Below are 13,805 nucleotides of genomic sequence, written 5' to 3'. Positions count from 1 at the left end.
ACGCCAGGAACGTGGCGCCGCCCGTCTTCGCCAGCACCTTGGTGATGGCGGCCGTCAGCGACGTCTTGCCGTGGTCCACGTGTCCGATCGTGCCGATGTTCACGTGGGGCTTGTTACGCTCGAACTTTTCCTTGGCCATGGCCTCTCCTCACGGGGTTGCCGGTCCAAAGCCCGGCACGTCTCGACTCGCGGAAAACAACTGCGAAGGTGCTGCGTCCTGCTCCAAACCTGCCACAACGTCAACTGAAATCGCCCGACCGGTCCACGGCCGGGCCGAAGCCACTCAGCGGTTGAGCGCCGTCTTGGGCGCGGGCGCGTAGTGACTGAACTGCATGGTGTAGGTCGCCCTTCCCTGGCTGCGGCTGCGCAGGTCGGTCGAGTAGCCGAACATGGCCGCCAGGGGCACCTGCGCCTGGATGGCCTGCACACGGCCGGGCCGGGGGGTCATCCCCTGCACCTTCCCGCGCCGCCCGTTCAGGTCGCCGATGACGTCGCCCATGAAGTCATCGGGCGTGACGATTTCGCAGTTCATGATGGGCTCGAGGAGCACGGGCGTGGCCGTGCGCACGGCGTCCTTGAAGGCCAGCGAGCCGGCGATCTTGAACGCAATCTCGCTGGAGTCCACGTCGTGCATGGAGCCGTCGAAGGCCTCCACCTTCACGTCCACCATGGGGTAGCCGGCCACCGGGCCGTTCTGCATGGCCTCGGCGCACCCGGCCTTCACCGCGTCGACGAACTCCTTGGAGACCACGCCGCCGGTGACCTTGTTCTCGAAGGAGAATCCCTTCCCCGGCTCATTGGGGGCCACGCGCAGCCAGATGTGGCCGTACTGGCCTCGGCCACCCGTCTGGCGGATGTACTTCCCTTCCATCTCCACCTGCGTGGTGACGGTCTCGCGGTAGGCCACCTGGGGCTTGCCGATGTTCGCGTCGACCTTGAACTCACGCAGGAGGCGGTCGACGATGATTTCCAGGTGGAGTTCGCCCATGCCCGCGATGAGCGTCTGCCCCGTCTCCTCGTTCGTCTTCACACGGAAGGACGGGTCCTCCATGGCCAGGCGCTGCAGCGACTGGAGGATCTTGTCCTGGTCCGCCGTCGACTTCGGCTCGATGGCGATGTCGATGACCGGCTCGGGGAAATCCATCCGCTCCAGGATGACGGGCTGCTTGTCGTCGCAGAGCGTGTCGCCCGTGCCTGCCAGCTTCAGCCCCACCACGGCGCAGATATCACCGGCATAGCACTCGGTGATTTCGTCCTTCTTGTCCGCGCGCATCTGCACGAGCCGGCTGATGCGCTCGCGCTTGCCCTTCACCGAGTTCCACACCGCAGAGCCTGCCTCCAGCTTGCCGGAGTACACGCGGAGAAAGGTCAGCGTCTGGGACTGGAACGCGGGGTCGTTCATGATCTTGAACGCCAGCGCACTGAAGGGCGCGTCGTCCCGCGTCTCTCGCACGACGTCCTCGCCGTTGGGCGTCTTGCCGTGGATGGGCGGCACCTCCAGCGGGCTGGGCAGGTAGTCCACCACCGCGTCCAGCAGCGGCTGCACGCCCTTGTGGCGGAAGGCCGAACCGCAGAACACCGGGAACAACTTCAGGCCCAGGCAGCCCTTGCGGATGGCGCCACGCACTTCGTCCTCGGTCAGCTCCACGCCCTCGAGGAACTTCTCCGTGAGCGCGTCATCCTGCTCCGCCGCGGCCTCCAGCAGCTCGGCGCGGGCAGCGTCCGCCGCCGCCTTGAACTCCTCGGGGATGTCCGACTCTTCGTAGCGGCTGCCCTGCTCTGAGTCCTGGAACACCAGGGCCTTCATCTTCAGCAGGTCGATGACGCCGCGGTGCTTGTCCTCCGCGCCCAGCGGCAGCTGCATGCGGACCGCACGCGCGCCCAGCTTCTCGCGGATGGTGCCCACGGACATCTCGAAGTCGGCGCCCACCCGATCCATCTTGTTGATGAAGCAGATGCGGGGGACCTTGTACTTGTCCGCCTGGCGCCACACCGTCTCCGACTGCGGCTCCACGCCGTTCACCGCGTCGAACACCGCGATGGCGCCGTCCAGCACGCGCAGGCTGCGCTCCACCTCGATGGTGAAGTCCACGTGTCCCGGCGTGTCGATGATGTTGACGCGGTAGCGCTGGTCGTGGCGGGCCCAGAAGGCGGAGATGGCGGCGGACGTGATCGTGATGCCGCGCTCACGCTCCTGGACCATCCAGTCGGTGGTGGTGTTGCCTTCGTGCACCTCGCCCATCCGGTGGATGGCGCCGGTGTAGAAGAGAATGCGCTCCGTGGTCGTCGTCTTGCCGGCATCGATGTGCGCCATGATGCCGATGTTGCGGTAGCGATCGAGGGGGTACTCACGGGCCATGACTCAATACCTCTCCAGGGAGGAAGGGCGGGCCCGAGGCCTCGACACCTGCCGGCCGGACGGATTCAGAGAACCTGCTACATCTAACAAAACCGCCCGGATGCATCCTCTGCACCCGGGCGGTAACCGCGAAGCCTCTAGGGCCTACCAGCGGTAGTGAGCGAAGGCCTTGTTGGCCTCCGCCATCTTGTGCGTGTCTTCACGCTTCTTCACCGCGTTGCCGCGGTTGTTGGCGGCGTCCATGATCTCACCGGCCAGCTTCTCCTGCATGGTCTTCTCACCACGCGCCTTGGAGTAGGTGATGATCCAACGCATGCCGAGCGCCACGCGGCGGTCCTGACGGACCTCGACAGGCACCTGGTAGGTGGCGCCACCGACGCGGCGGCTCTTGACCTCGAGCACCGGCTTGACGTTGTCGAGGGCCTTCTTGAAGGTCTTGAGGGGATCTTCCTTCGCGCGCTCCTCAATGAGAGCGAAGGCACCGTAGCAAACGCCTTCCGCGATGGACTTCTTGCCCTTCCGCATCAGGTCGTTGACGAACTTGGTGACGAGCCGGTCCTGGAACTTCGGATCCGGAAGAATCTTGCGCTTGGCGACTACGCGACGGCGAGGCATCTCTTCTCTCTTCCCTTACGCCCCACTCCCATTGGGAGAAATCCACGGGGCTTCAAGTACTGCAGGAGGAACTTCACAAGGACGCTCCCCAGGGTGCGGGGCGATGCGTCCGGACTCTGCGCTACAGAAGGTGATCCGCGTGACGAGCGATCAGCTCGGACGCTTCGCGCCGTACTTGGAGCGGCTCTGCTTGCGACCCGCGACACCCACGGAGTCCAGCGTTCCACGGACGATGTGGTAGCGGACGCCCGGGAGGTCCTTCACACGGCCACCGCGAATCATCACCACCGAGTGCTCCTGGAGGTTGTGACCCACGCCGGGGATGTAGGACGTGACCTCGATCCCGTTCGTCAGACGAACACGGGCCACCTTGCGGAGGGCCGAGTTCGGCTTCTTCGGGGTCGTGGTGTACACGCGCGTGCAAACGCCACGCTTCTGAGGGGACTCCTTGAGCGCGGGGCTCTTGCCCTTGACGACGAGCTTCTCGCGGCCCTTGCGGACCAGCTGGCTAATGGTCGGCACTGATACCTCTTCTTCGGGTTCGTCGCCGCCAGAGACACCAGGCGGCGCATATCTACCTACAAGACAACGGAAAGGCGCGCGAGTATAGGAAGGGGCCTATCCGTGTCAAGCACGGCCTGTCCCTTGCCTACAACCGGCCAGGGCCCCAGGTCTCATTCCCCGCCTCGGCGCTTCCGCGCACGGCTGGTCTACAACGGGGCGGTCCTCTACTCCGCGTGCGGTTAGAAGTCGAGGACCATCACGACGGCGTCCTCGCCCTCGTCGACGTAGTAGTTCGGCCGGATGCCGACGGGGCGGAAGCCGAAGGCCCGGTAGAGCTGGAGCGCGGCCTCGTTGCTCTTGCGCACCTCCAGGGTGGCCAGGGTGCAGCGCTTGGCCCTCCCCCGCGCCAGGACCTCGTCCATGACGGCGCGCGCCACGCCCCGGCGCCGGTGCTTGGGCGCGGTGGCCACGTTCAGCACGTGCACCTCGTCATGGACGATCCAGAAGATGGCCAGGCCCAGCAGCTCCGGCCCGTCCGCCTCCCGCTCCTCCTCCACGAGGAGGATGGTGGACCATTCGTGCTGAAGCTCGCGCTTGAGCAGGTCCTGGGACCAGGGGTTCTTGAACGAGGCCTGCTCCAGCAGCATGACCGCGGGCAGGTCCTCCGCCATCATCTGCCGGATGATGTAGCCGTGCCGGGCCTCGGGCGCCGGCTCCTCGCGCATCCGCCTCATCGACTTGCCTCCCGGGCAAAGGGCGCCACGCGGCGCACCTGCGCCGAGGCCCGCACCTGCGCCAGCTCTTCCGCCGCCAGCGCCCCATACCGCTCACGAACCAGCTTCTCCCGGATGGAGGCGCGCGCCGCCTCGTAGCCTTGCGGATATTCGTCCGCGTTCTGCTCGAAGTGGCGGCGGACCTCGGTCTCACCCACCTGCGCCCGCAGCCGGATGCGGCTGTCCAGGATGCGCTCGGCCCGAAGCCCCCGCGCCAGCACCCGCTCCAGCCCCTGCACGTCCACGTCATGGCGGGACAGGAACCGCTTCAACGCCGCCTCCCCTCCCAGCACCGCCTGGAATGCGTCCACCCGCGCCTGGACCTCCGCCGGCTCGGCAGGAAAGGCCTGCAGCCGGTCCGCATTCAGGACCTGGACCCGCTGGTTGATGATGAGCTCCAGGGCCCCCCGGAGCGTGTCCTCGTCGAGCGGGAGCTCCAGGGCCTGCACGCCGCCTCGCTGAAGGAGCGCGACCCGGGCCTCGAAGCGCAGCTCGCTCAGGGTGAGCACCTGGCCCTCGATGATGGCCACCACCCGGTCCGCGACCCGGCCCTCCACGGTGGCCGGCGGGGTGGCCGCAGTCCCCACGGCTGGCGCCAGCGAGAGCCAGCCCGCAAGCCACAGGGTATCCGCGCCGAGCCAGCGAGGCGGTGACATGGGCTCCCTCATCCTCCGGCGACTTTATACATCTCGCACGGTCCGGACAGTCCTTGCTGGCGCGTGCCTACCGGCTGGTTACGTTGAATCGGGTACACCACGGCGGGAACAAATGGCGGACGACTACTACCAGACCCTCGGCGTCGAACGGTCGGCTTCAGCGGAGGACGTCAAGAAGGCGTACCGCAAGCTGGCGCGCAAGTACCACCCGGACGTCAATCCGGGCAACAAGGCCGCCGAGGAGAAGTTCAAGCAGGTGAGCGCGGCGTTCGAGGTGCTTTCAGACACCCGGAAGCGCAAGCTCTACGACGAGTTCGGTCCGGACGCCGAGAAGATTGGCTTCGACGAAAAGAAGGCGGAGGCCTATCGGGCCTACAAAGCCTCGGCCGGGAGCGCCGGTGCCGGGGGCATTCCCTATGGCGCCGAGGGCTTCGACCTGGGCGACCTGTTCGGAGACCTGTTCGGAGGCCGTGGCGGTGGCGCGGCCGGCGGCGCCCCCGGGGGCTTCGACATTGGCGAGATGTTCGGGCGTCGGGCTCGCAACGCGGGGCCTGAGCGTGGAGAGGACCTGACGGTCCGCGTCCAGCTCACCCTGGCCGAAGCCGTCTCCGGTACCGAGCGCCCCCTGGCCTTCAACCGTCCGGGCCGGTGCTCCACGTGCAGTGGCCGGGGCACATCAGGACCGGTGTCCACCTGCAACGTTTGCAACGGTACGGGCCGCTCCCGGCGTTCCGGGAGCCTGTTCGGTGGCGCGGGCGCGTGCCCCAACTGCCACGGCACGGGCAAGGCCGCGCCGCCCTGCCCCCAATGCGGGGGCTCGGGTGTGAAGGAGGAGCTGGCCCGGCTGACGGTGAAGATTCCCGCGGGCGTGCACACCGGCTCGAAGGTGCGGCTCTCCGGCCAGGGCGCGGCGGGGACGCGAGGCGGCCCCCCAGGCGACCTCTATATCGAGACCGAGGTGGCCGAACATCCCCTCGTGCGTCGCGAAGGCGACGACCTGCACCTCGATCTGCCCGTGACGGTCTCCGAGGCCCTGCTGGGCGCCGACGTGCGCGTCCCCACGTTCCAGGGGGAAGTCACCGTGAAGGTGCTCCCCCACTCCCAATCCGGCCGCCGCATGCGGCTGAAGGGGCGCGGCGTTCCCTCGCTCAAGGGCGGAGCGCAGGGCGACCTGTACCTCCACCTTCAGGTGAAGGTTCCCGAGGAAACAACCGCCGAGGCTCGGGCCGCCGCCGAGGCGCTCGCCCGGGCCTACCAGGGCGACGTCCGCCGCGAGCTGACGCTCTAGCCTCTTGCCTCTTGTCCTGGGCGTCGCACCGTCATAGACGGACTGCGCCCCACCTTCTCACGCCGCCGAACCATATGGAGCACACGCGCACATGGGCCTCTTAGACATCTTCACGGGCGGCTCGGGCCCCGAGAAAGCCCTCAAGCTCAAGCCCAAGGTCACCCAGAAGTACGGCGACCCCGCGACCCGGCAGAAGGCCATCCAGCAGCTGGGGGAGATGAAGGTCCCCGAGGCCGTGTCCGTGCTGCTCAGCCGCTTCACCCTCACCGTGGACCCGCTCACCACGGACGCGGATGAGAAGGAACACACGTTCGAGCTGGTGAAGAGCTTCGGCAAGGACGTGGCCGTGCCGCCCATCCTGGAGTTCCTGCGCACCAGCGAGCAGGCCGCCTCGTGGGCCCTGCGGCTGCTCGGTGAGCTGACCTCCGAGGAGGAGACCATCACCGCCTGCGTGAACACGCTCCAGCACCTGTCCGCCCACTACACGCGCAACCCGGAGAAGAAGGTGGTGCTGCTGCACCACGTGGCCGGCAGCCAGGACCCCCGCATCCCCCCCGCGGTGGTGCCCTTCCTGGAGGACATGTCGGACGACGTGAAGATCGCCGCGCTCAAGGCGCTGGGTATCTTCAAGTACGAGCCGGCGCGCGAGCCCATGCTGAAGCTGCTCACCGCCGATGAGACGGCTCGCCGGGTGCAGACGTCCGTACTCAGCGCCCTGGCGGAAGGCGGCTTCTCCGTGGAGGGCTACCAGGAGAAGGTGCAGCCGCTGCTGGTGGAGCCCTACGCCCTGGGCAACGACCAGCGCATCCAGCGCCGGGCCTGAGCCCCGGCTGTCGGCCAGCCGACACGGCCACTGTCCTCCGGAAGGCCTCGGGAGGCAGAGGCCGTTCACATGCGCGCGGAACTTGAGCAAGGATTCACTCCGTGCGCTCAAAGAAGAAGGGGACGCTGGCGGAAGTCGTACCGCTGCGTCCGGTTGCGAAGGCGGCCAAGAAGACTCCGAAGCGGCCCGCGAAGCCGCTCCCCTCGGTGGATGCGGATGTGGCTCACCGCGCCCTGCTGGAGATGTCTCGGCACCTGACGGACAACGCGGGGCCCACCGAAGCGCTCCGCTCCCACCTGCAGACCATCCACACGCTCCTCAAACCGAAGGTCTGCTACGTGGCGCGCTACTTCCCATCTCGGGAGCAGCTCCACGTCGAGCACGTGCGAGGCCGCTACGACGACCGCGTCACCGCCGCCGTCCCCGGTGAGGGCGTGGTGGGCCGGGCCTTCTCCCAGAAGGCGCTGCTGCGTGATGGGGACACGGTCGCCGTGCCACTCGAGGGCCCGCAGGGCGTGGGTGGCGTCCTGGTGGTGCTGGGCTCCCGGCGCGAGCCGTCCGACACGCTGCTGCAGTCACTGGCCGCGCAGCTCACCGCCGCCTACGAGGTGGCGCGCCTGCGTGACGACAGCGCCCGCCGCAACAAGGACCTGCAGACGGCCATCGCTGGCCTCAAGAGCCTGGAGCAGAACCGCGAGGAGCTGCTGGGCAACGTCTCGCACGACCTGAAGAACCCGCTCACCACCATCAAGTCCTACCTGGCGATGATGGGCCGCGAGAAGCTGGGGCCCCTCACGGATGCCCAGCGCCGCGCGGTGCAGATCTGCGACCGGAACTCGGACCGGATGCTGCGCATGGTGAACGATTTGCTGCTCATGTCCCGGCTCCAGTCCGGGAAGATGCAGCTCAATCAGCGTCCCTTCGGCCTCAAGGCCGTGGCGGAGGAAGTGGTGCGCTCACTGGGGGCGCTCGCGGAGCACTGCAAGGTGCGCGTGGTGATTCCCCCCTGCCCCGAGGTGTTTGTCCGCGGCGACCGAGAGCGCATCGCCGAGGCCATCCACAACCTCGTGGAGAACGGCATCCACCACAGCGAGGCGGACGACACCGTCGAGGTGCGCGTCTCCGCCGAGGACGGCCTGGCGATGCTGACCGTGAAGGACAGCGGTCCGGGCATGTCCAGCGAGGCCCTGGAGCACGTCTTCGACGCCTTCTACCGCGCCACCCCGGGCATGCCCCGGCCGCCCGGTGCGGGGCTCGGGTTGCCCCTGGTGGGGAAGATTGTCGCCCTCCACGGCGGACGCATGGAGAGCAGCAGCGTCCTGGGCGAGGGCAGCACGTTCCAGATGGTGCTCCCCATGTTCGCCGGCGCCGTCAGCGCGCCGGAGATGACCCAGGCGGCGCCCAAGAGCGGCGGCATCCTGCTGGTGGAGGACGACGCCGACTGCCGCGAGGTGCTGCAGCAGGTGCTGGAGCAGGAGGGCTACCGGGTGATGGCCACCTCGGGCGCATCCGAGGCACGGTCCATTCTCTCCCACATCCGGCCAGCCATGGTCCTGCTCGACCTGCGGCTGAGCGAGGAGGACGGGCAGTCGGTGCTCCGCTACATCCGTGGCAACGAGTCGCTGGCGGACATCGTCGTGTACATCATCTCCGGAGCCACCGAGGTGGCGTCACTCACCTCGGGCCAGGGGCTGGAGCGCATCGACGGCTTCTTCGAAAAGCCCCTCAACCTGCCCAAGCTGCTGGACACCGTCTCCGCGGTGGTCCGGCCCAGCCGGCGAGCCCCCGCCGTGCCTTGATTGGGGGATTCGCCGCGGGCGCGAACAAGAGGTGGCCGGAAGCCACCTCGGTTTGTCTAGTATCCCCGCGGTCCCATGAGCACATCCGTCTACTCCCGTTACCGCGCCGCCTTCGCCCAGGCTCTTGCCACTGCCCTGGGCGTACCGGCCGCCGACATCGAAGCCCAGGTCAAGCCCGCCGAGCCGGCGCACGGCGACCTCAGCTTCGCCACCTTCCCTCTCGCCAAGGCCCAGAAGAAGGCCCCCCCCGCCATCGCCGCCGGGCTGGCGCAGTCGCTCAGCGTCCCCGGGCTGGAAATCAAGGCCGTGGGTCCGTACGTCAACGCGCGCTTCCCCATCCTGCCCTTCACGGCGGAGGTCATCGACGCCGCGCGAGGCGCGGGCCTCCGCTACGGCGGTGACGAGGACGCGGGCCGCGGCAAGACGGTGGCCATCGACTACTCGTCGCCGAACATCGCCAAGCCCATTGGCTTCCACCACATCCGCACGACGTTCCTCGGCCACTGCATCGCCAACATCTACCGGGCGCTGGGCTGGCGGGTGGAGGGCATCAACTACCTGGGCGACTGGGGCAAACAGTTCGGCCTGGTGGCCGTGGGCTTCCAGGAGTACGGCGACCCGGCCCGCATCGACGACATGGGCCACCTGGTGGAGGTGTACGTCAAGGCCAACAAGCGCGCCGAGGCCGAGCCCGAGTTCGACGAGAAGGCCCGCGCCTTCTTCCGCCGCATGGAGGCCGGTGACGCCGAAGCCCTCAAGCTCTGGAACCAGTTCCGGGACACCAGCATCAAGGGCTTCAAGAAGATCTACGCGCGGATGGGCATCGAGTTCGAGCACATCGAGGGAGAGAGCCGCTACCAGGGGAAGATGGACGCGGTCGTCGACCAGATTGCGAAGAAGCCCGGCGTGAAGGAGTCGCAGGGCGCGCTCATCGTCGACCTGCCCTACGCGGAGAACGAGCCGCCCATCCTGCTGAAGAAGAACGACGGAAGCACGCTGTACGCCACGCGTGACCTGGCCGCCGCGCAAGACCGGTACGAGCGCTTCCAATTCGACAAGTCGCTCTACGTCGTCGCGCAGGACCAGGCGCTGCACTTCCGGCAGGTGTTCCGCACGCTGAAGGAGATGGACCTGCCCTGGGCGGACCGCGCCGTCCACGTCGCGTTCGGCCGCATCCACGGCATGAGCACGCGCAAGGGCCAGGTGGTTCAGCTCAACGACGTGCTGGACGAGGCGCGCGACCGCGTCTCCGTCAAGGTGCGGGAGAACGTGGAGGCCGGCCGCATCCAGACGGATGACGCGGACGCCCTCTCCGAGCAGATCGCCCTGGGCGCCATTGCCTTCGGCGACCTCAAGCACAAGCGCGCCAGCGACTACACCTTCGACTGGGACGAGGTGCTCAGCTTCGAGGGCCACACCGGCCCCTATCTCCAGTATGCCCACGCGCGCGCCGTCAACGTGCTGCGCAAGGGCGGTGGCGCGCCGGCCAGCTACGACGCGGCCCTGCTGACGCTTCCCGAGGAGCAGGCCCTGCTGCGCGAAATCATGCGCCTGCCCGAGGTGGTCCGCGACGCGGCGGAGCAGTATGAGCCCAGCCTCGTGGCGAGACTGCTGCTCGACGTGGCGTCGGCGCTCAGCCGCTACTACACGCTGGGCAACCAGGAGCGCGACAAGCGCATCAACGTCGAAGGCAATGACGCGCTGCGTTCCGCGCGACTCGCCCTCATCGACGCCGCCCGGGTTACTCTGGCCGCGGGACTGACGCTGCTGGGCATTCCCACGCCCGACAACATGTAGCCGGGAGCATTCTTGGAGACCGCGCTGTCACCGTCTGCGAATCAGGGAGCGTCCTCACTGAAGGACGAATTCGGCCCCATGGGCCGGGCGCTGGGAACGCGCTACCTGGAGAGCGTGCACTTCCCGCCGGAAGCGGAAACAGAGCTCCGGAACCTGCACGCCAAGGGCTTCGTGGTGCACGTCATGCGCACCACCGCCTGGGTGAACTTCCTCTACCTGACGTGGGCCATGGTGCGCCGGGCGCTGCCGCCCGTGCGCGCCGTGGTGAACCTGCGGCCATGGTTCACCAGACCCTGGCGACAGGCGAAACAGAGCGGTGACTTCACGCAGCGCTTCGAGCACGCCCGGCAGACGGGGGGCAGCGGCCTGGTCTTCCTGCGCCGCACCGCCCTGCTCCGTCCCTCCGGGAAGGAGACGCGCGAGGACCCCTTCCCCGCCCTGGTGGCCATGGCCCGCCAGTCCGACAAGCCCGTGTACCTGGTGCCGGAATTGTTCGTCTGGGAGAAGCGCCCCGCGCGCTTGAAGCCCAACTGGGTGGACGTGGTGTTCGGCAGCCCCGAGGCGCCGGGATTCCTGCACTCGATGCTGGCCTTCTTCCGCAACTACAAGCGCGCGCAGTTCCGCGTGGGCGAGCCCATCGATCTGCAGCGCTTCGTCGCGGAGAACCCTCGCGACTCGGACGAACTGCTCGCCCGCAAGGCGCGTAGCAGTCTCCACGTCCACCTCGCGCGCGAAACGCGGGCCGTGTTCGGTCCGCCGGTGAAGCCCGCATCGCGCGTCATCGAGGAGACGCTGCGCGACAGGTCCCTGCGCAAGGTGGTGGAGGAGTGCGCGGCGGAATCCGGGCGCAAGCCGGAGAGTGTCCTGCGCGAGGCTCGCCGCAACCTGGAGGCCATCGCCGCCAAGCCCAGCCCCACCGCGCTGGCGTTCACCTCCCCCGTGCTGGAGTGGGTGTTCAACCGCATCTACGACGGCATGCACGTGGACGAGGCCGGCCTCCACCGCGCGCTCAAGGCCGCGAGCCACGCGCCCATCGTCCTGTGCCCCAGCCACAAGAGCCACGTCGACTACCTGGTGATGAGCTGGGTGCTGTGGAACCGGGGCTACGCGGTGCCCCTGGTGGCCGCGGGCGCCAACCTCTCCTTCTGGCCCCTGGGCACGTTCTTCCGCCGCTGTGGCGCGTTCTTCCTCCGGCGCTCCTTCAAGGGCGACAAGGTCTACGCCGCGTCCTTCAAGGCCTACGTGCGCAAGCTGGTGCACGACGGCATCCACCAGGAGTTCTTCCCGGAAGGCGGCCGTTCGCGCACGGGCAAGCTGCTGTTGCCCAAGCTGGGCATGTTCACCTGGCAGGTGGAGTCCGTGCTGGAGGGCGCGCGCGATGACCTCATCTTCGTGCCGGTGGCCATCGACTACGAGAAGGTCGTCGAGTCCAGCAGCTACTCGAAGGAGCTGGCTGGCGGAGAGAAGAAGCCCGAGGACCTCAAGGCGCTCTTGAGCACGCCCAAGGTGCTGGCGGCGCGCTACGGCCGCATCCACCTGGGCTTCGATGAGCCCATCTCCCTGCGCGCGTTCATGCAGGCGCGTGGCATCAATCCGGACGAACCGGTGTCGGACGAGCAGAAGAAGGGGCTCGTCCGCGCGCTGGGCAACCGGGTGATGTACGGCATCAGCAAGGTGTCCACGGTGACGCCGCACGCGCTGGTCAGCACCGCCCTGCTCTCGCACCGGCGCCGCGGCCTGACGCAGCGGGAGATGGCGGACCGCATCAACATCCTGCGCCGCATCGCCGTGGAGGAGGGCTCGCCGCAGTCGGTGGAGATGCGCAACGCCCCCAGCAACCCGGAGACGATGGGCCCCATCCAGGACGCCATGCGCACGTTCATCTCCGACGAGATGGTGCGCACCCAGGAAGCGCGTGGCGAGGTCATCTACCAGGTGGAGGAGGCACGCCGCCCGGAGCTATCCTTCTACAAGAACACGCTGATGAACCTAGTGGCCTCCCGGAGCCTCGTGGCCAACGCCATGCTGGCCAGCGGCAGCCCCGCGCCCTACGACACCGTGAAGGAGCGCGCGCTGTTCCTGTCCCGCCTCTTCAAGGTGGAGTTCATCTACCGGGTGGGCACCACGTTCGACTCCATCTTCGCGGAGACGGTGGAGCGGCTGGAGCGCATGGGTCTGGTGCTCGAGGAGAACGAGACGCTCCGCGTGGCCCCCGAGGCCCACGCGCGTCCGGACCTGGAGTTCCTGGCCGACATGCTGCGCGACTACCTGGAGGCCTACCTGCTGGCGGCCCTGACGCTCCAGGACGTGGCCACCGGCGCCGCGGAGGACCGGAAGTCCTTCGTGAAGATGGCTCTGGAAACGGGCCGCGCGGAGTACCACGCCGGCCGCATCACCGCCTCCGAATCCCTGGCCAAGGTGACGCTGGAGAACGCGGTGGCGTTCCTCCTGGACCAGAAGCTGCTCATCGAGGCCGACAAGAAGCTGACGCTGGGCCCCGCCGCCACCGAGCAGCAGGCCCGCACACAGCTCGTGGACGACATCCGTGGGTACCTGAAGCGCGGCTGAGCGGCCCTCCCTGGCCCCGTCCGCGCCCGCCGCCGCGCTGCTTGAGCCAGGATGAAGGGCGTCAAGGTTCGAGCACGAGAGGAATAGGAGAAAGCCCGTTGGAAGACGCCCCCCCCAGCGATGTTGCGCCCCCTCCACCAGGGCCGCCCTCTGGCACCCGCTTCAGCACGAGCCCCAAATGGCTCGCGGTGGTGAGCGCCGCGTTTGCACTCGGCGCGTTCATCCTCGTGGGCGGCACCGTCCAGCTCGCGAACCCAGCCTTCGGCATCTGGTTCACCGAGCTGGTCGTGTTCCTGGGCCTGGGCTGGGTGATGCTGCGCAACGCGGGCTGGCGCCCCGTCCTCTACACGGGGCTGCTGCCAGCGCCGCGAGCGGCCACCGTCTTCGGCTTCCTCCTGGGCGTGGCGAACTTCTTCGCGTTGGTGGTTCCCATCCAGTTCCTGGCCCAGTCGGTGGCGCCGGAGTGGCTGACGCGGATGTTCGACAGCTCGAAGCTGTTCGCGGATCAGACGCCGCTGGAGCTGGCCATCATCCTCACGGGTGTGTCGGTGGCCGCGCCCTTCTGCGAGGAGTTCTTCTTCCGCGGCATCTTCCAGCGAGGCCTCACCCCACCGGCACCCGCC

The 13,805-nt window shown here is 68.0% G+C and carries 11 protein-coding genes and 1 pseudogene; 6 read left to right on the top strand and 6 right to left on the bottom strand.

The features are described from left to right. The 6 genes from FMP39_RS35885 to FMP39_RS35860 all read right to left on the bottom strand — a co-directional run. Nucleotides 1–139 (bottom strand): GTP-binding protein (locus FMP39_RS35885; protein WP_228556459.1); only part of this gene is annotated, 139 nt, incomplete at its 3' end. Between the two features lie 144 nt (nt 140–283). Then, a complete protein-coding gene (gene fusA / locus FMP39_RS35880; protein WP_141594459.1) occupies nt 284–2,359 on the bottom strand; it encodes an elongation factor G in 2,076 nt (691 codons plus the stop codon). Between the two features lie 144 nt (nt 2,360–2,503). Continuing rightward, entirely contained in the window at nt 2,504–2,974 is a 471-nt protein-coding gene (gene rpsG, locus FMP39_RS35875) for a 30S ribosomal protein S7 (protein WP_011553340.1), read from the bottom strand. Between the two features lie 150 nt (nt 2,975–3,124). Continuing rightward, nucleotides 3,125–3,496 carry a 30S ribosomal protein S12 gene (rpsL, locus tag FMP39_RS35870; RefSeq protein WP_002637381.1) on the bottom strand — a complete coding sequence of 124 codons (372 nt, stop codon included), beginning with the start codon at nt 3,494–3,496 and terminating at the stop codon, nt 3,125–3,127. A gap of 221 nt (nt 3,497–3,717) precedes the next feature. Next, on the bottom strand, nt 3,718–4,212 hold the full coding sequence (rimI, locus tag FMP39_RS35865; RefSeq protein ID WP_141594458.1) for a ribosomal protein S18-alanine N-acetyltransferase: 495 nt from the start codon (nt 4,210–4,212) through the stop codon (nt 3,718–3,720). Next, a complete protein-coding gene (locus FMP39_RS35860; RefSeq protein ID WP_228558620.1) occupies nt 4,209–4,907 on the bottom strand; it encodes a hypothetical protein in 699 nt (232 codons plus the stop codon). The genes rimI and FMP39_RS35860 overlap by 4 nt, the downstream gene beginning before the upstream one ends. Before the next feature lie 112 nt (nt 4,908–5,019). Here FMP39_RS35860 and FMP39_RS35855 point away from each other — a divergent pair, with 112 nt between their 5' ends. The 6 genes and pseudogenes from FMP39_RS35855 to FMP39_RS35830 all read left to right on the top strand — a co-directional run. Further along, entirely contained in the window at nt 5,020–6,195 is a 1,176-nt protein-coding gene (locus tag FMP39_RS35855; protein ID WP_141594456.1) for a DnaJ C-terminal domain-containing protein, read from the top strand. Nucleotides 6,196–6,286: 91 nt separating this feature from the next. Further along, nucleotides 6,287–7,018, top strand: coding sequence for a HEAT repeat domain-containing protein (locus tag FMP39_RS35850; protein WP_141594455.1), 732 nt, complete (start codon nt 6,287–6,289; stop codon nt 7,016–7,018). A 101-nt stretch (nt 7,019–7,119) separates the two neighbouring features. After that, entirely contained in the window at nt 7,120–8,817 is a 1,698-nt protein-coding gene (locus tag FMP39_RS35845; RefSeq protein ID WP_141594454.1) for a hybrid sensor histidine kinase/response regulator, read from the top strand. A gap of 75 nt (nt 8,818–8,892) precedes the next feature. Beyond that, on the top strand, nt 8,893–10,614 hold the full coding sequence (argS, locus tag FMP39_RS35840) for an arginine--tRNA ligase (RefSeq protein WP_141594453.1): 1,722 nt from the start codon (nt 8,893–8,895) through the stop codon (nt 10,612–10,614). Between the two features lie 12 nt (nt 10,615–10,626). Next, nucleotides 10,627–13,182, top strand: a complete 2,556-nt coding sequence (locus tag FMP39_RS35835; RefSeq protein WP_141594452.1) for a 1-acyl-sn-glycerol-3-phosphate acyltransferase — start codon at nt 10,627–10,629, stop codon at nt 13,180–13,182. 98 nt (nt 13,183–13,280) lie between these two features. After that, nucleotides 13,281–13,805 (top strand): annotated as a pseudogene (locus FMP39_RS35830) (CPBP family intramembrane glutamate endopeptidase); the annotation flags it as partial.

Origin of the sequence: Myxococcus sp. AB056 (assembly GCF_006547365.1) — a bacterium.
Classification (GTDB): Bacteria; Myxococcota; Myxococcia; order Myxococcales; family Myxococcaceae; genus Myxococcus; species Myxococcus virescens.
The sequence above is the reverse complement of the archived record's forward strand: the minus strand, read 5'-3'. Positions and strand labels throughout refer to the sequence as shown.